A 22,965-nucleotide genomic window follows, 5' to 3' on the forward strand; every position below is an offset into this window, starting at 1 on the left:
TGGAATCAGCCGCGCAGACTAGCACGTGACGCAGGCCACAGCCGTGCATGCGTCACCTGACAACAGGGCCGATCCATGCTCTGATAAGCCTCCTATCGCACTCCAAAGGACTGGACCGCCCCATGCCTCTGCTCGCCCTGCTGGTCATCGCCTGCCAAGTCACCTGCGGCCTCCACGTGGTTCGCAGCGGCCAGGAACGCTACTGGCTGTATCTGATCATCGCCCTGCCCGGCCTCGGCTGCCTGATCTACTTCCTCGGCATCATGCTGCCTGAACTGCTCGGCAGCCGGCGTGGCCGGCAAACGCTCAATCGTCTGCACGACAGCATCGATCCAGAGCGCCACCTGCGTGCCCTGCGCGACGAACTGGAGATTCGCGACACCCGCGATACCCGCGTCAAGCTCGCCGATGAACTGCTGCGCATGGGCCAGGCCGAAGAAGCCGCCCAGCACTATCAGGCCGCCCTGCGCGGCATCCACAGCGACGCCCCGGACATCCTCCTCGGTCTGGCCAGGGCACGCTTCGCCCTGGGCGATTTCGCCGGCTGTCAGGCGAGCCTCGATCAACTGATCGCCAACAACCCGGACTTTCGCTCCAGCGACGGCCACCTGCTGTATGCCCGCGCTCTGGAAAGCCAGGGCAACGACCTCAAGGCCGAAGAGGAATACCGCGCAATCGCCAGCTACAGCGCCAGCCCGGAAGCCAACTACCGCTATGCCCTGCTGCTGCAGCGACTGGGACGTCAGCGCGAGGCCATCGAACTGCTGCAGCAGATCCAGACCCACGCCCGCCGCTCCGCCCGGCATTACAGCACCCTGCACAAGGAATGGCTGGACCTGAGTCAGAAGGCACTGCTCGACATGCAGCGCAGCTGAGCAGCTTTACTCCCACGCCTCACGTTCACCCTTCCAGGCATGCAACGCGCGCTTCTGCGCGCCCGACCAGAGCCAGCCGCCGCGCGCACCGACCAGGGTGCTGACGGCATGCTGGCGACCCAAACGGTTGTGCCGTGCCAGCATCAGGGCGATATCGCGCAGCACGGCCAGGGTGTTGCTGTTGGACTGAAACAGCGGCGTCAGCAGGCGGCTGGCCTGACGGTAGTAACGCAGGTGGTCACGACGGGCATCACCGTAACTGGCGAACAACGCGTTCCAGTCGAGCGTCTCCTGGGCCACATCGGTGGCGTCACCCAGCACATCAGCCAGCGCGGCGGCATCGACCAGCGCCATGTTGGCGCCCTGCCCCAGTTGCGGGCTCATGGCGTGGGCGCAATCGCCGATGGCCAGCACGCGAGCATCGTTCCAGCGTTGCATGCGCACATCGGCATAGGCGGCCAGGGTCAGTTGCGCGGGGTCGTCGATCTGCTGCAGATACGCCTCTGAAGCCTCGCCAGCGAGCTTGCGCACACGGGTTTTCCAAACCTGCAGACCGCTGCTGCGCCACCTCTCGTGCTCGGCGAGCGGCAAGCTCCAGAACAGGCTGGTCAGCGGCGTCTCACGCGCCTGATGGGTGCAGCCAGTCGGCATCAGCCCGAACATTTCGCGGCAACCGCGGTACCACTGGCGCAGCTCACCGGACTCGGTCGCGGATGAGGTTGGCAACATGCTCCACAGCGCGCCCCAGGGATAGGGCCGCGACCACTGCCGCACCTGCATCTGCGCGCGCAGGGTCGAGCGCGTGCCATCGGCCAGGATCAACGCGGCGAAATCCCCCAGGGGTTGTTCACTGCCATCGGCATGCTCTTGCAGCAGGCGCACATGACCGCTCGCCTGCTCGAAGCGGCTCACCGTCACGCCAGTTGCCACCTGCACACCTGCCCGCTGGGCGGCATTGAGCAGTGCCGTCATCAGTACGCCGCGATGAATGCCCAGGCCGAAACTGCCCGGCTGCCAGTCGTGATAACGGGTGTCGAGGATCACCCGCCCCTGACAGCTGGTGCCATACAGGCGACTCACCGCTGCCCCCAGCGCGGTGCACTCGGCCAGCAGTCCCAGCCGCTGCAGAACGGCCAGGCCGGAAGGCTGCAACAGGATGCCTGCGCCCACCGGCTGCAACTGTTCGACCCGTTCCAGAAGTCGCACCGCATAACCCTGGCGGGCGAGGAATATCGCCGTGGCGAGCCCGGCGGTACCCGCCCCTACTATCGCAATTGGCAATCCGTTCACGTTGCTGCTCCCTGTCTTGATGCAGGGAATACTAACCGGCCGCGCGTGACTCTCGATATGAACGCACGCACAGCGGCACAGCGATCAGGGCGTGTCCGGCCGGATATCGAAGCCACCCTTGTTCTGACTGACGATGCGCAGGTGCTGGGTTTCCCCGCTCTTCACCGGCACGGCTACCTCACGCAGCAGACTGCCCATGCCGCACAGGGTGTCGTCCATGCGATCCGGCGTGATGCCGACCACGCGGGTACCCGGCGGCACCTGAAAGGTCGCGACCTCGCCCACACCGATGCGTGCAGCAACCTTGCGATCCACTTCGATGGCCACGTAGCAACCGCCGCCCATCAACCCGAAGTCGCGATTGACCACGATCTGTGCGCCGTTTGCCTGCGCCTCCTGAAATGCCAGTAAGCGATCTTCCGACACTGGCTTGACGTTCTCGGGGTCTCCCCGAAACGACGAACAGCCAGCCAGCAGCAACAGCGGTAGAGCGATGAGGATCGAACGCATGAAGCCCTCCATGGGCGGATGAGTGCCGCCTGAGTATTGGGCTTGGCGAGCCCGCGGGCAAGGTATCGATGGCGGCGATGTTCGCTAGCACACGCATCGATTTCTGCAATAAAGGGCGCGGTGTTTTCATGGCTCTCGAACCCAGCGCCCCCAATCGGCGCAACTGATCGGAGACCATCGCCATGAAATTCGCAGCCATCACCGCCACCCTGCTCGCCGCTTTGGCGCCCCTGGCCTTCGCCAGCGAAAAAGCCCCCGCCAGCGCCAAGGTGGATGTACAGGACTACCAGTACGGCATGCAGCTGGATATCGACCAGGTACTGCAACGCACCGACAACAGCCGCAAGAGCGGTGTGGTACCCAGCGTGATGGTCTACCGCGACAGCCAGGGCGACGTGCGCGCGGTGCGCTTCATGGAATGGGGCGGACAAAGCAGCCAGAACGGCTAGGCATTCGCCCAACGCCTGCTGCGCGTCATCACTATTGCCCCGGCCGCGTCATGCGTCCGGGGCAATGCCGTTTCAACCCTGCAGGCGTTTGACCAGACGTGCCTGCAACGCTTGCAGCTCGGCCGGGTCGGCCTTGGTGGCCGCGTGAATGCCCAGGCCCTCGCCCTCGAAGCGCGGGATCACGTGCATGTGGATATGGAACACCGTCTGCCCGGCAGGCGCGCCGTTGAACTGCGCAACCTGCACGCCAGCCGGCTGCAGTTCGTCGACCACCGCCTGGGCGACCTTCTTCACCACGGCCATGACCTTGGCCAGGTTGGCGTCATCGATCTCCAGGATATTGCGCGCCGCAGCGCGTTTGGGGATCACCAGACAGTGACCTTTCGACTGCGGGAACAGATCGAGGAAGGCCAGTACATCGTCGTCCTCGTAGAGTCTGTAGCAGGGCAAGTCGCCGCGAATGATCTGAGCGAAGATGTTCTGGGAATCGTAGGTACCGTGCAGGCTCATGCCGATGGGCTCCGTGCCGGGTGGATGAAAACCCGCACCATACCGCCTCGCTCGCACGCAGGGAACCAGGCAGGATTGCTCGAGTCGATGACTACTAGCAGCTGGATCGATTTCCTGCGCCGCAGCCACTCATGTTCTGATCACCCCTTTCGTAGAGGCTGTTCAGGATCTCGCGAGCTAGAGCGATACAACACCGGTGGCGGCCCCGCAAAAACAAGCGAGGAACGGCCGGGGTCGCGGGCGACTGTACTTTTGTACATGAGCATTCCGACCGGGCTGGCGATCCTGCTTGTTTTTAACGCAGTAGCGCCGACGCGCAGCAGATCGTGAACAGGCTCTTAGGCCCTTTCGACATGGAACCCCACATGACCGACCTCAGCCCCTTCCACATCACCCGCAAATGGCCTGCCCAGCACCCCGAGCGCCTGCAGCTGTACTCGCTGCCCACGCCCAACGGGGTCAAGGTCTCGATCATGCTGGAGGAAATCGGCCTGCCCTACGAGCCGCACCTGGTCAGCTTCGACAGCAATGACCAGTTCAGTCCCGAGTTTCTTTCGCTGGCGCCGAACAACAAGATTCCGGCGATCCTCGATCCCGACGGCCCCAATGGCCACCCGCTGCCGCTGTTCGAGTCCGGGGCGATCCTGATCTACCTGGCGGAAAAGACCGGCAAATTGCTGCCACAGGACGCCGCGGCCCGTTACGAGACGATTCAATGGCTGATGTGGCAGATGGGCGGCCTGGGACCGATGTTCGGCCAGCTCGGTTTCTTCCACAAATTCGCTGGTGCCGAGTACGAGGACAAGCGCCCGCGTGATCGTTACGTCGCCGAATCCGCGCGCCTGCTGGGTGTGCTTGACCAGCACCTGCAGGGGCGCGACTGGATCGCGGGCGAGTACAGCATCGCCGACATCGCCGTACTGCCCTGGGTGCGTTGCCTGGTGGACTTCTACAAGGCTGACGAACTGGTGCAGTTCGAGCGCTTTGGCAACGTGCGCCGCGTGCTCGACACCTTCCTCGCCCGCCCGGCGGTGCAGCGCGGTCTGAACATCCCGGCACGAGGCTGATGCACTTGCGGGAGTCGGCCGCCGACTCCCGCATCGCTGATACCTATTGACTTGTCGCCAGCTGTGGCTCGGCACTGCGCTGGTCGGCCTGCCTGCCCAGATACCAGCCGAGCAGCCCCCACAACGCGGCGCAGGCAGCGCCGACCACCGCCACCAGCCAGGCACCTTGGGCCAGCATATCCAGCAGGCTTTTGAGCCAGCCACTCATGGCATCGCCCGCGCGGTAGACCACGGTGTCGATGAAGTTCTTCGCCTTGTACTTGCTCTCGGCATCCAACGGCGCGAAGAGCATCTCCCGCCCCGGCCGCACGAAGGCGTACTCGCCGATACGACGCACGATCATCAGCGCCGCCAGCATGGCAAAGGTCGGCATCAACGCCAGGCCGATGAAGCCAACACACACCAACAGCGGCACGCAGGCCAACAAAACGCGCACGCCCATACGCCGGGCGATGCGTCCGGTAATGAACAGCTGCGAGAGCAGCGCACCAGCCTGCACCACGAAGTCGATCACACCAAACACTCGCACCTGCGCAGCACGATCCGGGAACAGCTCGGCCACCAGACGGGCCTGTTCGAAGTACAGAAAGGTGCTGGCCGTCGCCAGCAGGATCACGAAAGCCGCGATGCCCAGCAGGTAGGGCGAAGACAGCACGCGCATCAGGCCACTGAACGGATTGCCCGGTACCGGACGCCGCGGGCTTTCCGCCTGCACGGACCCCGCGCGCCCGGCGCCGCCCTGCTCACGCCAGCGCATCAGCACCTGCTTGAGCGACAGCGCCACGGCCAGCAGCACTGCCGCCAACAGAATCAGCCCACTCTGCCCCAGCGTGCTCACCAGCCCGGCGCTCAGCGCCGGGCCGACCAGGCCGCCGACACTGGCACCGGCGGCGATGAAGGCGAATAGACGCTTGGCCTGCTCGCTGTCGAACACGTCGGCCATCAGGCTCCACGCCACCGAGACGACGAACAGGTTGTAGACCGAAATCCACACGTAGAAGCTGCGCGCCAGCCACACGCGCTCTTCGCTGCTGAAGAACAACAGGGCGAACAACACCAGGTTCAGGGTGAAGAAGCCATACACCCAGTCGATGAAGTGAATCCGTGGCACCCGTGAACTCAACCAGGCGAACAGCGGTACCGCGACCAACATCACCACGAAGGTCGCAGTAAATAGCCACTGCAGGTTCTCCACGCCGGAGACGATGCCCATTGCCTCGCGGATCGGCCGCAGCATGAAGTAGCCCGAGAACAGGCAGAAGAACAGGGTAAAACCGGCCAGCGCCGGCCACAGCTCGTTGCGCTTCGCGTTGATGGCCAGAGCCACGCGCTGCGCCATCGTTGACGATGACATGCGAAATCCCTCGAACTGGTGCGCCAATAAGGCGCACCGGTATCACTCAGCCGTATCTGACACCCGTCAGACGCTCGGCCACCGACCACAGGCGCGCTGCAGCATCAGCGTCCGCCGCCGCCTCCGGCACCTTGGCAAGACCCAGTGGGCCGCGCTTTTCCTCTTCACCGGTCGGCCCGTAGTAGCGCCCGCCCTCGGCCTCGGCAGCCGTCGCCGCGAACAGCGACGACAGCGCGCCCTGCGCCGCCGAGTGATAGACATCGCGATCCTTCGCCCACTCCTGAGCGAACTCGCTTTGCAGTCCTGGCCCGCGCTCGACCAGTTCGGTAACGGCGACGCCAGGGTGCGCGGCGACGCTGCGCACGCCCCAGCCATTGGCCAGGCTGCGCCGCTGCAGCTCGAATGCCATCATCAGGCAAGCCAGCTTCGACTGGGCGTAGGCGGCGTAGGGGTTGTAGTTGTTCTCCGACTGCAGGTCATCGAAGTTGATACGGCCGCGGTTCACGGCGATGCTGGCCAGCGTCACCACGCGTGGGTCAGGCGACTTGCGCAGTGATGGCAGGAGCAAGCCAGTGAGCGCGAAATGGCCAAGGAAGTTGGTTGCCAGCTGCATCTCGAAACCATCGCGAGATACACCGCGCTGAGGCAGCGCCATGATCGCGGCATTGTTGATCAGTACGTCCAGCACCTCGACTTCGGCGTTCAGGCGCTGGGCCAGGCGGCGTACCGAAGCCAGATCGGCCAAATCCAGCACCTCGAAACGCACCCGCGCATCGGGTACCTGAGCACGAATACGTTCGATGCTCTCGGCACCGCGCTGTCCATTGCGCGCGGCGATGATCACCTGCGCACCGGCCCGGCTCAGAGCCAGGGCGTCCTCGAAGCCCATGCCGCTGGTGCCGCCGGTGACCAGTATGCGCTTGCCGATCAGCGACGGCATGTCCGTCGCCTGCCAATCCGGTGCGACGTCGGCCCAGGCCAGCGTCGGGACACCACCCAACAGCCCATGCAAGGCAAGACTGCCACCCACCATACCGAACAGTTTCAGGGCATCACGGCGCGTATGGCCTATCCCCATAGCATGCTTCTTGTCCATCGGCTGATTCCTCATATCCGTTGACTCGATGCGCCAGAGCAGGCGCAAGTTCAGGACATAGGGTGCAGGCAGGCGGGGTGTACGATAAGCCGTCCAAAGCCGAACAGCGCATACGCTCAGGCGGACAGTTACCTGGTGTTTCGCGGACACGAAGCGTAGCCCGGATGCAATCCGGGGCCGTTGGTATGCCTTCCCGGATTTCATCCGGGCTATATCCCAGCTTCCCCTTCAGGATTGGCAAAGCGGCCATCGCACCGCATTATCGGGCACTTCGTCACCACCCAGCCGACATCCATGCGCCAGCCCAATCTGTCCGACATTGCCCTGTTCGCCGCCGTGGTCGAAGCCGGTGGTTTTCGCGTTGCGGCGCAGCGCCGTGGCATGTCGGCGTCGTCGCTGAGCGATTGCGTGCGCCGTCTGGAGAAGGAACTGGGCGTGCGTCTGCTCAACCGCACCACACGCGGCCTGACGCCTACGGAAATCGGTGCACGCCTGCTGGAGCGTCTGCGCCCGGCATTGGATGAAATCAACGCCGCGCTCAATGACCTGCAGGAAGATCCGCAGAATCCGATCGGCTCGCTGCGCCTGCATGTACCCGGCGTGATCGCGCGGCATATCCTGCCGCAACTGCTCGATGGCTTTCTCGCTCGCTACCCGGGTATCGCGCTGGAAGTGAACATGGACAACACCTTCATCGACGTGATCGGTAGCGGTTACGACGCCGGCATTCGCTACGAGGAAAGTCTGGCCAAGGACATGATCGCCATACCCATTGGGCCGCGCCGGCAGTGTTTCATGGCAGTCGCGGCGCCCAGCTATCTGCAGCGCCATGGCACGCCGCGACACCCCAGCGAACTAAGCGAGCATCACCTGCTCGGCTACCGTTTCGCCAGCGGCAAGCTCGGGGTATGGGAGTTCGAACAGGATGGGCGCACCTTGCGCGTCACGCCCGAAGGCCGACTGGTCAGCTCGTCGCAGGACCTGCTGATCGCCGCGGCCTGCGCCGGCCATGGCATTCTCTATACCTTCGAGGAGTACATCGCGACGCACCTCGCCAGCGGCCAGCTGCAACCCTTCATGCAGGACTGGTGGCAGCACTTCGACGGCCCGTACCTGTACTACCACAGCCGGCGTCACGTACCGGCGCCGTTACGCGCCTTCGTCGACTACGTGAAGGCTCTGAACACGCCCGACCACTTATCTCAAAGCCCGAAGTAGAGCGGCTGTCGATATCCAAGCAGAGCGCTGGGAGATTATAATTTCGCGCTTGCTTCTCCCCCTCCAGGTCACTCATGAACAATTCTGCATCCGACGCCGCGACGAACCTGTCGCCGGGCGCGATCCTTCTCATTCAACTCGCCCTGGCTCTCGGCGGCTTCGCCATCGGCACCGGCGAGTTCGCCATCATGGGCCTGATGCCCAACGTCGCAGCCGATCTTGGCGTCAGCGAGCCGCAGGTTGGCCACGTGATCAGCGCCTATGCCCTCGGCGTGGTGGTCGGTGCCCCTGTGTTGGCCCTGCTCGGCGCACGCCTGCCACGGCGCATCCTGCTTCTGCTGCTGATGGGCTGCTTCGCCCTTGGCAACTTCGCCAGCGCCCTGGCGCCGAGCTACGAGCCGCTGCTGATCTTCCGCTTCATCGCCGGCCTGCCGCATGGTGCCTATTTCGGTATCGCCATGCTGGTTGCCGCGTCCATGGCGCCGCCACACAAGCGCGCCAAGGCGGTCAGCCGCGTGTTGGCCGGCCTGACCGTGGCGATTCTGATCGGCAACCCGCTGGCCACCTGGCTTGGCCAGTTCATGAGCTGGCGCTATGCCTTCGCCCTGGTCGGGGTGATCGCCATCACCACCATCGCCATGGTGGCGATCTTCCTGCCAGCCGACCCGCACGAACAGCGCAGCAGCCCCGCTGGCGAGCTGCGTGCCTTCAACCGCGCGCCGATCTGGCTGGCCCTGGGCATTGGCTCGATCGGTTTCGCCGGGATGTTCTGCGTGTTCAGCTACATGGCGCCGACCCTGCTGCACGTCACCCAGGTCGGGCCAGGCTGGATTCCCCTGGCGATGGGCGTGTTCGGTGCCGGTTGCATCGTCGGCAACAGTGCCGGTGGTTGGCTGTTCGACCGCCTGCGCCTGCGCGCCGTGGCCTGGATCCTGGCCTGGAGCACCCTGGTACTGCTGATCTTCCCCTTCGCTGCGCACAGCCTGTGGACCATCCTGCCGGCGATCTTCGCTCTCGGCACCATGATCGCCCTCGGCCCGGCCCTGCAGACCCACCTGATGGACGTTGCCACGGGCGCGCAGACGTTGGCGGCCGCCTCCAACCACGCTGCCTTCAACGTCGCCAACGCCCTCGGCCCCTGGCTCGGCGGCCTGGCCATCAGCGCCGGCATGGGCTGGACGATCACCGGATATATCGGCGCGGCCACGGCCATCGGCGGCCTGGTGCTGTTCGCCTGGGCATGGCAGGTGCAAAACAAGAGCGCGCCAATCTGACAGATGCGAGATAGTGCGCCGGCAGGTATTGTCTGCCTCCCGAGCCACTGTCGCGTGCCCCGCCCGATGATTGCCCAGCGTTTACGACTCGCCCTGACCGGCACCGCCCTGTTCACCGCTCTGACCGCCCACGCCCACGCCCAAGTCGAAATCGAGGCCAATGCCGGCATGCTGGCGGCGAAGGTTTCGGCGGAGATCGTTCCCGGCGACTACGAGAAGCTGCTGCAGGGTTTGCGCACCAATCCAGGCAAGTACACGCGCAAGATCGTGCTGCTCGACAGCATCGGCGGCAGCGCCCCGGAGGCCATCCGCATGGGCCGCCTGCTGCGCGAAACCGGCTTCGAAGCACTGGTGCCGTCAGGCGGCATGTGCGAGGGCAGCTGCATCTACCTGCTGGCTGCCGGTAGCAAGCGCACGGTCAACGGCCATGTCGCCCTGCGCCGGCCGCCCTTCCCGGCTGGCGACTCGGCACTGGCGCAGTCCGTCCATGGCAGCCAGCCGTTCAGCCCGGCCAAGTACTTTCGCGACATGGGCGTCGATGCAAGCCTGGCCGAAGCGATCTATCAGGTCGCGCCAGGGCGCTTGCGTCTGCTGAGCAAGGATGACTTGCGACGCTATCGACTGAAATAGCGATACCCGCTGAAGTGAAGCAAGCCTCGGCATCACGCGATGCCGGGGCCTTTTTCAGGTTCTGAGCATTCTCGCGGGTGATACGCATGACACCGGGCTGGCAAATTTGTGTGCGTATCGCTCACGGGCTTAGCACTATCCGTTACCGCGTGCGCTGAGCGTTTGGGTTGCGCCCCTTACGGGCGCCACACCTTTCTTGCTTGCCCAAGAAAGGTGTGCCAAAGAAGGGCACCCCGACATCCGGGTTTCGCTACGCGAAACTTCCCTCGCTCCGGCGCTGCTCCGGGGGCCAGCTTAAAAGGGCCATCCCTGGCCCTTTAAGCCTTTCGCCGCATCCATGCGGCTCACTCCCCTACGCAACACCTCCACTCGGCCTCCTGACGGGACCTAGTCGCGAGCTTGCGACATGTCCGGAAGATCAAAGTCGGTAGCGTTTGGCTTTTGCTCTTGAAGCGCGATTTCACAGACGACGCCCAAGTCCCCTTCAGGAGGCCGAGTGGAATCGCCACGTAAGGGGTTGAGCGACATGGATGTCGCGAGAGCCACGATGGGCCAGGGATGGCCCTTCGTGGCGTACCCCTGGAGTGGTGATGGAGGGAGGGAACCCCGGCGCAGCCGGGGCCGGATGGCGGGGTGCCCTTCTCTTTGGTTACTTTCTCTTGGGCAAGCAAGAGAAAGTGACTCGCCCGTAAGGGGCGAAACCCATCAGATCAGACGATGCGCTAAGGGATAGTGCCAGCACCGGCAGCTAACACTTAATTGCCAGCCGGTATCAACTCACACTTTCCCCAAACGATGCGAAAAACCTTTATTCATCAGAACAGGAACGTCATCGCCAGGTTGAACAGCATCGCCGCGACGAAGCCGATGGGCGCGGCGCGCAGCAGCAGTTGCGAGAACAGGGTCGAGCGCACCTTCTCGTCGGTGCACGAACCCAGCAACAGACTGCCGCCGGAGGAGAACGGCGAGATCGAAGTGGCCTGTGCGCCCACCACGATGGCGATGAAGATGATCATCGGATCGATCGACATCGAAGCCGACAACGGCAGCACCATGGGGAACAGTGCCGGCGTCACCACGCCGAGCGTGCTGGCAAAGATCGACATCAGTGCAGCAACCACACCGAAGGCCACCGGAATCATCACTGGCGGGATGTTGCCACTGATCCAGGATGCCAGGGCATCGATGGTGCCGGCCTTGATCGCGACGGTGATCAGCATGCCGACACCGCAGATCATGATCAGCGTGGACCAGGGCACCGAGGCGATGGCCTTGCGCTCGTCACCGAGCTTGAGCAGCAGCGCGATCACCGAGAACACGCTGGCGATCAGGCCGATGTCCACCTTGCTGTTGATGAACTTGACCGTGGCATTGTCCGGGAAGGCCAGCAGGGCCAGCGGCGCAGCCAGAACCAGCACCATCATCAGCACGGTCAGCAGCAGGGTCAGTTTCTGCTCGCGGTTGAAGGCTTGCGGCAGGTCAGCGTTGATAACCGCGTTCTTCAGGTTGCGGCCATGGCCACCGAGGAAGACGAAGGCCGAAATCACCAGAACCGGGATCACTGCGGTGCTGGCGAAGATTGCCAGGGCATTCACGAACGCCTCGCTCTCGGGCATACCGGCGCTGGTCATCAGGCCACGGAAGATGATGCCGCTCTGACTGGAAACGAAGTTCGCTCCACCCAACGCGCCGTAGTTCACCGCCATGCCGCCCAGGATCAGGCTCATGCCGGTACGCTGGCACAGCAGCAGGGTCAGTGGCGCCATGAACGCCAGTACGGTGTAGTAACCCGCGCCCATGGCCGCGATCAGCCCCGAGGTCAGGAAGATCGCGTACGGCAGCAGGTGCGGCACGCCACGGCAGCGATACAGCAGATGCCCGGCGAGTTTTTCCAGGGTGCCGTTGACGGTGGCGAAGCTGTAGAACAGGCAGACCGAGAAGATCACGAAGAAGATCTTCAGCGGCCACATGTTGATGATTTCGCCCGGGCTCATGCCCATGCCGAAGCAGCCCAGCAGGTAGGCAAAGGCAATGGCGAACAGGCCGATATTGATCTTGGTGGTGTACCCCAGCGCGACGGCGAGGACGATCGCGGCGACGACGAGCAGGCTCATCATGGTTTGACTCCTTTTGTTGTTCTGATGTGAGCAGTGGTTACGCCGAGGCGAAACCGAACAGGGTTGCAGGGTTCTCCACCAGAACGCGACGGCGCTCCTCGGGGTTGGGCAGCAGGGCCTCGAGCAGCGCTAATTGCTGATCGTAGCGGGTCTGCGACTCGAACTGGGTGTTGGGCCAATCGCTGCCCCAGAGAAAGCGACCTACGCCACCACAGGCCTCGCGCAGGCGAGCTTCGATGGCCTGGGCGCGGGCCAGGTCGGACTGGCTGCGGTAAGCCGCTGAAAGCTTGATCCACACCGGCGCCTGGCCGAGCAGGTCGAAGAAGACGTCATGCTGAGTAGCGTCCAGTTGCACGCTCGCAGCCGGCAGGCCGAAGTGGTCGATCACCACGGTGACGCCGGACTCGAGGATCGCCGGCACGATCAGCGCCAGATCGTCGAAGCCACGCTGGATCTCCACCTGCCAACCGCGACGCGCCAGGCGCCGGAACAGGTCATTCCAGGCGCTGCCGGCGTAGTCTTCCAGCACCTTGCCGATCAGGTTCAGGCGTATCCCCACCACGCCAGCGGCGGCCAGTTCGTCCAGTTCGGCGTCGCTGACCTGCGCATCGACCACCGCGACGCCACGCAGGCGCTCGGGGAAACGGCGCAGCGCATCGACCATGTAGTGGTTGTCGGTGCCGAGAAAGCTGGGCTGGATCAGTACACCGTGGGACAGACCGCTCGCATCCAGGTGGCCCAGATACTGCTCCACGGTGGCGTCATAGCTGGGGCTGTAGCGGCGTCCGGGAACCATGGGCAGGTCCTGGCGAAAGATGTGCGCGTGAGTGTCGATGCCGGTGATTCCGGCATAAGGCATGGGCGTCACGAAGCGATACCTCTGTCGATTTTTGTACGAGCCGGCCAGTACGGCGGCTACTTCTTATAAAACATATATTCATATATATGATTGGATGACTGTATCTACAGAGATCGGATGCTGTCAATCTGCGAGCCAGTGGTAAAGTGACGGCCGGTCGACTTTTGGATTTGAGGTTTATGGGCACCACGGCTCTGGGACAGGACGAACGCCTGCCGCTGTATCAGCGGCTACGCGACGAAATGCTGGGGAAAATCGCCGCTGGCGAATGGCTGCCTGGCGAGGCCATCCCCACCGAAGCGGAACTGACCCGCCAGTACGGCGTGGCCGTGGGCACCGTGCGCAAGGCCGTGGAAACGCTGGTCGCGGAAGGCCTGCTGCTGCGCGCTCAGGGGCGTGGCACCTTCGTGCGCCGGCCGAACTTCGATGGCTCGCTGTTTCGCTTCTTCCGCCAGGTCAGCGCCAGCGGCCAGTCCCAGGTACCACAAAGCCGCATCCTCGAGTGCCGCCAGGTATCTGCCGATGCGGCCGTCAGCCAGGCTCTGAAGCTGGACGAAGGCGAACCCTGCATCTTCCTCCAGCGCCTGCGCCTGATCGACGGCCGCCCGCTGTTCCATGAGCGAATCTGGCTGCCAGCCGAGCGCTTCGGCGCCCTGCTGGAGATCGCCCCCGCCGACTTTCCGCCACTGCTCTACCCCTTCTACGAGCAGCACTGCGGCCAGCGCATCGCCTCGGCCCAGGAAACCCTCACCGTCTCCGCCATCGATGCCGAACTCGCGGCCCTTCTCGATGTAACCGAGGCCAGCCCGAGCGTGATCATCGAACGTACCGCATTGGGCTACGACCGCACGCCGCTGGAATATCGCCTGTCACGCGCCGCCGCGCAGAACTTCCGCTATCAGGTGGAAATCAGCTAAGCACGCCCCAGATGCGACACGCCCGGGCAAGCCCGGGCGTGAGATGCGGTGATGGCAGGGCTTGTCAGAACAAGCCCAGAGCCCAGGCCGCGCCGAACAGCACCAGCGAGAAGCCCCACATCCACCACAGCGAGTAGCGGATGTGCCGGCCCAGGTCCAGCCCGGCCAGGCCCAGCGCCAGCCACAGTGCCGGAGAGAACGGGCTGATGAAGGTACCGATGATGTTGCCGATGGTCAGTGCATAGACGACGCTGGCCGGCTCGACACCCTGGGCGCCGACCACTTCCAGCGTCACCGGCAGCAGGCCGAAGTAGTAGGCGTCAGTGCTCAGCATCAGCTCCATCGGCAGGCCGAACAGGCCGAGCACGATGTGCATCTGCCCGACCAGCGACGCCGGCAGCACGCCAGCCAGATCTTGCGCGATAGAGGTGAGCATACCGGTGCCGGTGAAGATACCGAGCATCGAACCAGCGGCCAGGATGATCATGCCCATGCTCAGCGCCGCCGGAGCGTGCGCCGAGATACGCTGCATCTGCGCCTTGCCGCCCGGATAGTTGATCAGCAGCGCCAGGCACAGGCCGATCATGAAGATGTAGCCCGCCGGCAGTACGCCGGAGAACAGCGACACCAGCACCCCCAGGAACAGCGCGGCGTTGGCCCAGAGCAGACGCGGGCGCTCCAGCGCGAGCTCCTCGTCGCTCGGCTCGTGCAGGTCGCTGCTGGTTTCCACCAACACGCCCTCGTCGTCAGCCTTGCCGGCAGCGATACGACGCTGCTCACGCCAGCCCAGCAGCGCCGCCAGCGCGACCAGCAGCACCACACCGATGCCCTGAATGGTGATCAACGGACGCCACAGCTCGGTGACCTCGATACCGGTCACCGCCGAGGCGCGGCCCAGCGGACCGGCCCAGGGCAGCATGTTGAAGATGCCGGCACCGAGCGCCAGTAAAAGCAGCATCAGATAAGGGCTCATGCGCAGTTGCTTGTACAGCGGCAGCAAGGCAGGAACGGTGAGCAGGAAGGTGGTGGCGCCGGCTCCGTCGAGATGCGCCAGCATGCCGATCACCGCCGTGGCCACGGTCACGGCAATCACGTTGCCGCGAGTCAGCCGCACCATGCCGCCGATCAGCGGGCGGAACAGCCCGGTGTCCTGCAGCACGCCAAAAAAGGTAATGGCAAAAACGAACATCGTGGCAATCGCCGTCACACGGCCGACGCCATCAGTGAAGAAACCGGAGATGGCCTCAGGCCCGAAGCCCGCAGCCAGAGCACCCAGCAGTGGCACCACGATCAACGGCAGAACAGGCGACATGCGCCCTATGAGTAGCAGCACAACCAGGCTGCAGATGGTCAACAGGCCAATCAGGGTCAACAAACCGCTTTCTCCTCTTTTTCTTGTAAAGCACGCGAAAGGCGCGTGCGGAGGCTAAGAGGCGAACCTTTCAAAAACCTTTAAGCGGCGAACACACTACCGGGCAAGTGTCAGTGCATATGTCACGAAACCGGGCAGCTGCGACGCTGCCCCGACCTTGCTCATTGCAGGGTATAGCCCTTGTCCACCACCCAATCCTGGCCAATGCGGTTATAGAGACCGCCGACAGGTCATTAAGACGTCCATCTCAAAATCGCCACTACCTCGCGAGTGCGAGCCACTTCGAGCCCTTGCGACGGCAATCCATGCTCTACTGGCGCCACTCACGGGACACCAGACGCCATGACAGACCTCGCTATCTGCGCCGCCCAGTACTGCTCCATCGCCGGAGACCTCGACGCCAACCTCGATCGCCACCTGCAGGTCATGCGGCTCGCTGCCGAGCAACGCATCGACTTTCTGCTGTTCCCCGAGCTGTCATTGACCGGCTACGAGCCTTCGCTGGCACAGGGACTGGCACAAACGGTGGATGCTGCAAGGCTGCAGCCGCTGCGCGAACTGGCCAGGCAATTGCGCATGACCACCCTGGTCGGGCTGCCGCTGCGGACGCAAGCCAGCGACGCGATCTTGATCGGCGCCCTGCTGTTCGGCGCCGATGGCGCACAAAGGGTCTACACCAAACAGCATCTGCATGCGGGTGAAGAACAGGTGTTCAGCCCTGGCACTGGCGGTGCACCACTGCATATCGGCAGCGAACGTATTGCACTGTCGATCTGCGCAGACTTCACTCACGCCAGCCATGCACGGGCCGCGGCTGAGGACGGCGCAGGGATCTACGCGACCAGCGTGCTGATCAGCGAAAACGGCTACCCGCACGACAGCGAACTACTCAAAGGCTATGCCAGCGAACTGGCCCTCGGGGTATTGATGGCCAACCACGGCGGCCCTTCCGGCGGTTGGGCCTGCGCAGGGCGCAGCGCGTTCTGGGCGCCCGGCGGACGACTGGTGGTCAGCGCGACCAGCACAGGCGACTGCCTGGTGATCGCGCGGCGCCGCCAGGGTATCTGGCAGGGTCAGACCGTGGCGCTGTCGCTGGGCGACTGATCAGGCCTCTTTGAACACCTTCACCCGCTCCAGCCAGGCCAGGTCGAGCCGCGTCTGCTCGACGTCCAGCCCCTGCTGCTCCATCGCCTCGCGATGGCTGTCGATCTCGCGCACCATCTGGCTCAGCTCGCTGGAGTTGCCATCGAGCTGATGCATCTGGGTCACCCCCAGGTGGTAGAAGCGCAGCAGCTTCATCGCGCTTTCGTCCCCCTGCGTTACGCCCGCCTTGACGTGATGCATGACATTGGTGACGCGCATCAGGCTGCGCTTGAGCCGCCAACCGTAAACCGCCGGCGCCATGAATGGCCGCGACCAGAGTTGCTGGCGCACCAGGGCGATGCTCAAGCCCAGCCCCGCCGCCACACCGAGCAGGTTCCACTTGAAGTTGTCGCCACCAGGCGTGCCGAACACCTGCGTGCTCAGCGTGGCGCAGAGCATGGCCAGTGCCACGAAGATAACCGCTATCAAGGCGGTGCTGCGGCGAGTCTGCTGACGGTAATGGACCGGGTCGATGGCTTGAATTTCGAACATGCGCGAAAGCTCGTAGCGGGGTCAGTGCGCGATGGTACGACAGCTCGCCCATGCGGCACGAATCCGTATCGCCTGTGCCCTAGGGACAAGCGCTGTCATAGCTCCCGCCAGGTGTCCAACCAGCGCCACGCGGCGCAACTGGAAGACGCGCTGAACAGAGTCAGGCAAGCCATCGCCCATTTCGCCTACTGAGCGACCTGGCGCAGCCACTCGCTGGGGCTCGCCCCCACCTTGCGGCGAAAGGCGCGCGCCAGGGCCGAGGGGCTTTCATAGCCCACCTCGTCAGCGATCAACGCCATGGGCCGGCCCTCGCGCAAACGCTTCTGCGCCAGGCTGACGCGCCAGCCCACCAGGTAATCGGCCGGAGTGGCACCGACCACCTGGTGAAAATGCGCAGCGAAACTGGCGCGCGACATACCGGCCAGCGCGGCCAGTTCGGCCACCGACCAGCCATGCTGCGGTTTCTCGTGCAGTTGATTGAGCGCACGTGCCAGACGGGGTTCGGCCAGGCCGGCAATCATCCCCGAGGCCAGCTCGCGACTGCTCATCAAATGCCGCAACAGCTGGATCACCATCAACTCGAACAGGCGGTTGAGTACCAGCTCGCGCCCGCAATCCTCCCCAGCCGCCTCGGCGAACAGCCAGTCCAGGCAGCCGCTCAGGCTCGGCAGCTCGCGCAAGGGTTTGACGATGGCGCCCGGCAGTGAGCGCGACAGCGGATTGTCGATACCGCCATCGAAGACCAGCGTGGCGCAGACCAACTCGGCGCCGTCGGCCTCGCTGGCGCTCATCTGGTGCAGGCGCGGCCTGGCCACCAGCATCAGGCTCGGCTCTTCCAGACGCCGCTCACGACCATCCCCTTCGCGAAAGCTCATGCGCCCGGCACGCAGCAGATGGATGTAGCCATGCGGCTCATGTTCGCCATGGCTGCTGGTGCCGCAGAATCCGCCCCGGTGAAAGGTGCTGGCGTGCAGGTTGAAGTGATGCAATAGGCTGGACAGGCGATCCATGGTCATCTGGCACTCTTGGACGATCTGTCGCATAACATCGACGATCTGAATCCGAAAAGCCAGTTCGTTTCCCTAGCATGGCTCCAGGCTTGAACGACAAGCCCCCACCCAAGACTGGAGAATCAACATGACTCGCATCACCGCACTGCCGTTCGAACAAACCGCTGCCAGCGCCCAGGCGCAACTGGAAGGCATCCGCAAGGGCCTCGGCTTCATTCCCAACACCTTCGCCACCCTGGCCCATGCCCCGGCCGCGCTGAGCGGCTACCTGGCGCTGTCCCAGGCCCTCGGCAAGGGCACGCTGAACGCCAAGGCGCGCGAAGTGGTGGCGCTGGCCAGCTCGCAGGTCAACGGCTGCGAATACTGCCTGGCCGCACACACCCTGTTCGCCGGCAAGGCTGGCCTGAGCGAAGCGGATATTCGCAGCGCCCGCGATGGCGAGTTGGATGCCGTGGCGCGTCTGAGCCGGCAGATCATCGACAGCCGCGGCCGCCTCAGCGATGCGCAGCTACAGGCCGCACGCGATGCCGGGCTGAGCGAGGCCGCGATCGTCGAAGTGGTGGCCAACGTCGCCCTGATGACGCTGACCAACTACCTCAACAACCTGGCCGAAACCGCTGTCGACTTTCCACCGGTAGCCGTCTGACGACGCAGGAGGTGCACCATGCAAGCCGTTACCCTCTATACCACCGGGCATTGCCCCTACTGCGTCAACGCCAAGAGCCTGCTGACACGCAAGGGCGTCGCGTTCGAGGAAGTCGACGTGGGCCATTCACCGCAGCGGCTGGCGGAAATGCTGCAGCGCAGCAAGCGCCGCAGCGTGCCGCAGATCTTCATTGGTCAACGCCACGTCGGTGGCTTCGATGACCTGGCGGCACTGGAACGTGGCGGTAAGTTGGATGCGCTGCTGCAAGCCTGAGACGGAATGCGCCGCAAGCCCCCGCTTGCGGCGCATGACGCTGCGGTAATCGCGCTATGCCACTGCCGCCTGAACGAGTGCTGAGTTCGACAAGCCCCGAGGCATACAGCGGATTTATGCGAGGTCACGCCTCATGCTCCGAGTGGGTGCTGCCGATATAGCAACGGTAACGCCGGCCAGGCATGCTGGCGCGCCGCATCTGTCCTCGAACCGGAGCCTGTCCATGCGTCTCGACGCCTTCTCCCTGAAAACCCGCCTGATCGTGGCGGTCGCCATCCCCTGCATCGCCCTGCTGCTGGTGGCACTTACCAGCCTGAGCAGCATGTCCAGCCTGCACCGGAATACGGAGGTGCTCTATCTGAATACCGCGGCACCGATGCGCGCCATGGCCGAGGTCGCCTCGCGCATTCCGCGCATGCGCGTGGGCATCGACATGATGCTGCTGCAGGAAACCCCGCTGCGTGACGAGCGTGGCGTGAAATCGCGCGTGCAGGACGCCCGCAACGAAGACATCCCCGGCATGCGCGAAGCGATGCGCCAGGCCGTGGCCGCCCAGGTCAACCCGGAACGCAAGGCCCAGGCGCAGAAACTGCTCGACCAGTTCGAAGCGATGGTCAGCAACGAACTGACCCCGATGCTCGCCGCCTTCGACGCCGGCGATATGGCCAAGGCCCAGCAGATCTATCGCGACCAGTACGCCAAGACCTACGGGGTGATGCGCCAGGGCGCCAATGACCTGCTCGACGTCCTGTTGCAACAGGCCGAGCAGCAGAACCTGCACAGTGCACAGAGCTACGAAGCGGGCCTGACCCGCCAGATCACCATCATCGCCACCGGCCTGCTGGTATCGATCTTCATTTCCTGGCTGATCGTCATCCAGCTGCGCCGCCGCGTTGCCGTGCTGCAGAACAGCCTGGGCCAGGCCGCCGACAACCTGGCGCTGGACACTCGCATCGATCTATCCGGCCAGGACGAGTTGAACGAAATCGCCCGCAGCTTCAACCAGTTCATCGACAAGGTGCACGGCGCCATGCGCCAGCTCGCCGACAACTCGCGCCAGCTCTCGGGCATGGCGCGCGAGGTGGCCGAACGCGCGCGTCTGACCCAGAGCAACTGCGCTGCGCAAAGCGACCGCACGGTACAGGTGGCCACCGCCATCAACGAGCTGGGTTCGACCGTCAACGAGATCGCCCGCAATGCCGAGAATGCCGCCGACGTGGCCCGCGAAGCGACCCAGCATGCCAAGGATGGCGGCACGGTAGTCGGGCAGGCACAGCAGCAGGTCGACGCCCTCAACGGCGAGCTGGAACAGGCCGCCAAAGTCATTGGCGCTCTGGCTGCTCAGACCGACGCCATCAGCACCACGCTCAACACCATCCGCAGCATCTCCGAGCAGACCAACCTGCTCGCGCTCAATGCCGCCATCGAAGCGGCGCGTGCCGGCGAACAGGGCCGTGGCTTCGCCGTGGTGGCTGACGAGGTGCGCACCCTGGCCAGCCGTTCCGGCGCCTCCACCGAGGAAATCCAGCAGGTCATCGACCGCCTGCAGAACGAATCACGCTCGGCTGTGGAGGCCATGGCCAAGGGCCAACGGCAGAGCGCACTGGTGGTGGAATACGCGAGCAAGGCTTCGGCGGCACTGGAGCAGATCAACGGCCATATCGGCCAGATCAGCGATCAGAACATCCAGGTCGCCACCGCCACCGAGGAGCAGTCCAGTGTGGTCGAAGACATCAACCGCAACATCGTCGACATCAACGAGCTGACCGTCGGCACCACCCATATCGCCGATCAGCTCAACCAGGCCAGCAGCGATCTGCAGGCGCTCTCGACCCAGCTGGACGGGCTGGTGAACCGCTTCCGCCTGTAGTCGGGGCGGACGCCACGAGGGCCGTCCACTGACTCAGCGCAGATCCGCGTCGATGCGCTGCAGCAGGTAGTCATAGAAGGGATTGGATGTCGCCCGTTGCAGGCTGTCCAACCCCACCACCAATACGCCGTGCTCGCCGCGCGGCGCCAGGGTGCCGAGCGCCACGCCGTAGTCTTCGCCCGCAGCCGGATCACTGCCATACAGCGGATCGCTGGGCGGGAATGGCAAGGCCACGTGCGACAGCGAAAACAGCTGCGCCGGATAGTCCACGCCCAGCGGCACGCGCTGCACCTGCTGGCCGCCAGGAGCGATGCGCCGGGCCTCGACCGCGCGGCCCTGCTCCGGCGCCACGCCGACCACGGTCAGGTCGTAGTCACGTGCGGCCGGTGGCAGCAACTGTTCCAGCAAACCGCTCATGTCGGTGCGCAGCAGGGAGCTGGCCGCCTGCGACCGGTTGATGTCGAACACCACCAGCTCGCTTCCGTTGGCCGGCAGGCGTGCGAACAACTGGCGCACCACCGCCGGCGTGCTCACGGTGCTGTCGGCCAGTGATTGCAGGGCCAGCACCGGGGGCAGTCGCGCCAGCCGGCCATCGGCCTCGGCAACATCGAAGGCGTTCTGCACCTCGCGGGTCAGCTCGTAGGTCTGCCGCGCCGCCTGCACCGGGAAGGAGTTGTACTTGAACGGATTGAACTCCGGCAGCACGTTCATCCAGGCCGACTTGGCGAAGGGCGGCAGCACCGCCGGCAAAGCCGCCAGCCCGGCATAGCGGGCGTAGCTGGTGACACCGATCATCGGCGAAATCAGTACCAGGCGTTGCGGCATGGCCAGCCGTTCGTCTTCCAGTGCTGCCAGGCTGTAGCGCAGCGCCAGCGCGCCGCCATTGGAGTAGCCGACCAGATACAAAGGCCCGTCCGGCACCTGGCGCCGCGCTTCACGCACGGCCAGCCGCGTGGTTGCCAGCCATTGCTCCCAATGCGCAGCAGTGAGCGCCGCCGGCACCGTGCCGTGGCCGGGCATACGCGGCACCACGGCAAGCAGGCCCTGCTCGCTCAGGTGCTGGGCGATATGGCGCAGGCTGTAGGGCGAGTCGGTCAGGCCATGCAGCAACACCACCACGCCGCGTGGCGGGCCTGATGGCTGCAGGATGAAGGAGCGGTTCCAGTCGCGCGCCAGGTTACCGGGGTACACCGGGCTGACGCTGGCGTAACGGCTGTATGGTGCCTTGCCGGAAGCCGTGACCGGCTCGATCAGCTCGCGCCGCAGGCGTTCGAACAAGGCAGCCTCGGCGGCCAGATAGGCCTGCCAGTCGCTCTCGTCCAGCTCGCTGACTTCCAGCTCCTGCGGCACCAGCCGGTGCCAGGGCTCCAGCTCGGGCAAGGATGCCAGCCCGGCGATACGAATGCCGAGCAAGGCCACCACGATCAACAAAACCACCACCAGCGTCCAGGCCATCACGTTGCGCATGCGCGGTAAACGCATCAAGCGCCTCCCTCGAAGTTATCTGCCCGGGAAAATCCGTCCCGGCAACCGGCATGGGGACTTTAGTGCAAAGCAGCCCTCAACCACCACCGGGTTGCCTTATACATATGGATATCCGTATATTCGCTAATCCGTATATATGGACTCACCCCATGTCCGACGCGTTGCCCCCACCCGAGCTGTTCAAATCCCTGGCCGACGAAACCCGCGCCCGCGCCGTGCTGCTGATTGCCGACCAGGGCGAGCTGTGCGTGTGCGAGCTGGTCTGCGCACTGGGCGACAGCCAGCCGAAGATCTCCCGCCACCTGGCGCAGCTGCGCACCAGCGGCCTGTTGCAGGACCGTCGTCAGGGCCAATGGGTCTACTACCGCCTGGCGCCGGACCTGCCGCAATGGGTGCGCGACGTACTGGCCGCCACCCTGGCCGCCAACCGCACCTGGCTGGAGCAGGACGCCAGCCGCCTCGCCAACATGGGCGAGCGCCCTGCCCGCCTCGCTACCTGCTGCTGAGA

General features: G+C 64.5%; 23 protein-coding genes and 1 pseudogene. 13 read left to right on the forward strand and 11 right to left on the reverse strand.

All coding sequences use genetic code 11. The annotated features are described in order from the left end of the window. Nucleotides 1-122 precede the first annotated feature (122 nt). Nucleotides 123-875: a tetratricopeptide repeat protein gene (locus ACN8M7_RS15575; RefSeq protein ID WP_490261347.1), complete on the forward strand. Its 753-nt coding sequence runs from the start codon at nt 123-125 to the stop codon at nt 873-875. 6 nt (nt 876-881) lie between these two features. On the opposite strand, the gene ACN8M7_RS15580 is transcribed toward ACN8M7_RS15575, so the two are convergent. After that, a complete protein-coding gene (locus ACN8M7_RS15580; protein ID WP_490261348.1) occupies nt 882-2,165 on the reverse strand; it encodes an FAD-dependent oxidoreductase in 1,284 nt (427 codons plus the stop codon). 84 nt (nt 2,166-2,249) lie between these two features. Further along, nucleotides 2,250-2,675: a hypothetical protein gene (locus ACN8M7_RS15585; protein ID WP_061240280.1), complete on the reverse strand. Its 426-nt coding sequence runs from the start codon at nt 2,673-2,675 to the stop codon at nt 2,250-2,252. Between the two features lie 182 nt (nt 2,676-2,857). On the opposite strand from ACN8M7_RS15585, the gene ACN8M7_RS15590 reads away from it, so the two are divergent. Further along, the gene (locus tag ACN8M7_RS15590; protein WP_490261349.1) at nt 2,858-3,124 is read left to right on the forward strand and encodes a DUF2790 domain-containing protein; all 267 of its coding nucleotides are present in this window, start codon (nt 2,858-2,860) and stop codon (nt 3,122-3,124) included. Nucleotides 3,125-3,196: 72 nt separating this feature from the next. Here ACN8M7_RS15590 and ACN8M7_RS15595 read toward each other — a convergent pair whose 3' ends face one another. Then, complete coding sequence (locus ACN8M7_RS15595) at nt 3,197-3,634, reverse strand: HIT family protein (RefSeq protein WP_061240278.1); 438 nt, start codon at nt 3,632-3,634, stop codon at nt 3,197-3,199. Between the two features lie 365 nt (nt 3,635-3,999). Between ACN8M7_RS15595 and ACN8M7_RS15600 the strand changes: the two genes are divergently transcribed. Beyond that, nucleotides 4,000-4,701: a glutathione S-transferase N-terminal domain-containing protein gene (locus ACN8M7_RS15600; protein WP_490261350.1), complete on the forward strand. Its 702-nt coding sequence runs from the start codon at nt 4,000-4,002 to the stop codon at nt 4,699-4,701. A gap of 43 nt (nt 4,702-4,744) precedes the next feature. Here ACN8M7_RS15600 and ACN8M7_RS15605 read toward each other — a convergent pair whose 3' ends face one another. Together ACN8M7_RS15605 and ACN8M7_RS15610 are read right to left on the reverse strand one after the other, a co-directional pair. Continuing rightward, nucleotides 4,745-6,055 carry an NTP/NDP exchange transporter gene (locus ACN8M7_RS15605; protein WP_490261351.1) on the reverse strand — a complete coding sequence of 437 codons (1,311 nt, stop codon included), beginning with the start codon at nt 6,053-6,055 and terminating at the stop codon, nt 4,745-4,747. A gap of 46 nt (nt 6,056-6,101) precedes the next feature. Next, entirely contained in the window at nt 6,102-7,151 is a 1,050-nt protein-coding gene (locus ACN8M7_RS15610; RefSeq protein WP_490261352.1) for an SDR family oxidoreductase, read from the reverse strand. A gap of 294 nt (nt 7,152-7,445) precedes the next feature. Between ACN8M7_RS15610 and ACN8M7_RS15615 the strand changes: the two genes are divergently transcribed. The 3 genes from ACN8M7_RS15615 to ACN8M7_RS15625 all read left to right on the forward strand — a co-directional run bounded on the left by ACN8M7_RS15615 (nt 7,446) and on the right by ACN8M7_RS15625 (nt 10,273). Further along, nucleotides 7,446-8,369 carry a LysR family transcriptional regulator gene (locus tag ACN8M7_RS15615; RefSeq protein ID WP_490261353.1) on the forward strand — a complete coding sequence of 308 codons (924 nt, stop codon included), beginning with the start codon at nt 7,446-7,448 and terminating at the stop codon, nt 8,367-8,369. A gap of 74 nt (nt 8,370-8,443) precedes the next feature. Beyond that, nucleotides 8,444-9,643, forward strand: a complete 1,200-nt coding sequence (locus ACN8M7_RS15620; RefSeq protein WP_490261354.1) for an MFS transporter — start codon at nt 8,444-8,446, stop codon at nt 9,641-9,643. A 66-nt stretch (nt 9,644-9,709) separates the two neighbouring features. After that, on the forward strand, nt 9,710-10,273 hold the full coding sequence (locus ACN8M7_RS15625; RefSeq protein WP_490261379.1) for a COG3904 family protein: 564 nt from the start codon (nt 9,710-9,712) through the stop codon (nt 10,271-10,273). Between the two features lie 815 nt (nt 10,274-11,088). Here ACN8M7_RS15625 and ACN8M7_RS15630 read toward each other — a convergent pair. Together ACN8M7_RS15630 and ACN8M7_RS15635 are read right to left on the reverse strand one after the other, a co-directional pair. Then, on the reverse strand, nt 11,089-12,390 hold the full coding sequence (locus ACN8M7_RS15630) for an SLC13 family permease (protein WP_061240273.1): 1,302 nt from the start codon (nt 12,388-12,390) through the stop codon (nt 11,089-11,091). A gap of 37 nt (nt 12,391-12,427) precedes the next feature. Further along, a complete protein-coding gene (locus tag ACN8M7_RS15635; protein WP_197432186.1) occupies nt 12,428-13,249 on the reverse strand; it encodes an amidohydrolase family protein in 822 nt (273 codons plus the stop codon). Nucleotides 13,250-13,428: 179 nt separating this feature from the next. On the opposite strand from ACN8M7_RS15635, the gene ACN8M7_RS15640 reads away from it, so the two are divergent. Continuing rightward, nucleotides 13,429-14,166: a GntR family transcriptional regulator gene (locus ACN8M7_RS15640; RefSeq protein WP_061240271.1), complete on the forward strand. Its 738-nt coding sequence runs from the start codon at nt 13,429-13,431 to the stop codon at nt 14,164-14,166. A gap of 64 nt (nt 14,167-14,230) precedes the next feature. Here the strand turns inward: ACN8M7_RS15640 and ACN8M7_RS15645 are convergent, their stop codons facing one another. Then, entirely contained in the window at nt 14,231-15,541 is a 1,311-nt protein-coding gene (locus ACN8M7_RS15645) for a CitMHS family transporter (RefSeq protein WP_490261355.1), read from the reverse strand. Nucleotides 15,542-15,880: 339 nt separating this feature from the next. Here ACN8M7_RS15645 and ACN8M7_RS15650 point away from each other — a divergent pair, with 339 nt between their 5' ends. Continuing rightward, nucleotides 15,881-16,642, forward strand: coding sequence for a carbon-nitrogen hydrolase family protein (locus ACN8M7_RS15650; RefSeq protein WP_490261356.1), 762 nt, complete (start codon nt 15,881-15,883; stop codon nt 16,640-16,642). Here the strand turns inward: ACN8M7_RS15650 and ACN8M7_RS15655 are convergent, their stop codons facing one another. Both ACN8M7_RS15655 and ACN8M7_RS15660 read right to left on the reverse strand, forming a co-directional pair. Then, entirely contained in the window at nt 16,643-17,173 is a 531-nt protein-coding gene (locus tag ACN8M7_RS15655; RefSeq protein WP_490261357.1) for a DUF3087 domain-containing protein, read from the reverse strand. Between the two features lie 185 nt (nt 17,174-17,358). After that, complete coding sequence (locus ACN8M7_RS15660; protein ID WP_490261358.1) at nt 17,359-18,189, reverse strand: AraC family transcriptional regulator; 831 nt, start codon at nt 18,187-18,189, stop codon at nt 17,359-17,361. Nucleotides 18,190-18,310: 121 nt separating this feature from the next. On the opposite strand from ACN8M7_RS15660, the gene ACN8M7_RS15665 reads away from it, so the two are divergent. The 4 genes and pseudogenes from ACN8M7_RS15665 (at nt 18,311) to ACN8M7_RS15680 (ending at nt 20,972) form a co-directional block, all read left to right on the forward strand. Beyond that, complete coding sequence (locus tag ACN8M7_RS15665) at nt 18,311-18,829, forward strand: carboxymuconolactone decarboxylase family protein (protein WP_490261359.1); 519 nt, start codon at nt 18,311-18,313, stop codon at nt 18,827-18,829. An 18-nt stretch (nt 18,830-18,847) separates the two neighbouring features. Continuing rightward, on the forward strand, nt 18,848-19,102 hold the full coding sequence (gene grxC, locus ACN8M7_RS15670; RefSeq protein ID WP_490261360.1) for a glutaredoxin 3: 255 nt from the start codon (nt 18,848-18,850) through the stop codon (nt 19,100-19,102). Between the two features lie 223 nt (nt 19,103-19,325). Further along, nucleotides 19,326-20,114: pseudogene (locus ACN8M7_RS15675) on the forward strand (MCP four helix bundle domain-containing protein); the annotation flags it as partial. A gap of 57 nt (nt 20,115-20,171) precedes the next feature. Then, a complete protein-coding gene (locus tag ACN8M7_RS15680; protein ID WP_490261380.1) occupies nt 20,172-20,972 on the forward strand; it encodes a methyl-accepting chemotaxis protein in 801 nt (266 codons plus the stop codon). A 33-nt stretch (nt 20,973-21,005) separates the two neighbouring features. On the opposite strand, the gene ACN8M7_RS15685 is transcribed toward ACN8M7_RS15680, so the two are convergent. After that, a complete protein-coding gene (locus tag ACN8M7_RS15685; RefSeq protein ID WP_490261361.1) occupies nt 21,006-22,454 on the reverse strand; it encodes an alpha/beta hydrolase in 1,449 nt (482 codons plus the stop codon). A 152-nt stretch (nt 22,455-22,606) separates the two neighbouring features. Between ACN8M7_RS15685 and ACN8M7_RS15690 the strand changes: the two genes are divergently transcribed. Beyond that, nucleotides 22,607-22,963 carry a metalloregulator ArsR/SmtB family transcription factor gene (locus ACN8M7_RS15690; protein WP_490261362.1) on the forward strand — a complete coding sequence of 119 codons (357 nt, stop codon included), beginning with the start codon at nt 22,607-22,609 and terminating at the stop codon, nt 22,961-22,963. Nucleotides 22,964-22,965: the final 2 nt, after the last annotated feature.

Source organism: Pseudomonas spartinae, assembly GCF_965197125.1.
GTDB classification, from domain to species: domain Bacteria; phylum Pseudomonadota; class Gammaproteobacteria; order Pseudomonadales; family Pseudomonadaceae; genus Aquipseudomonas; species Aquipseudomonas composti_A.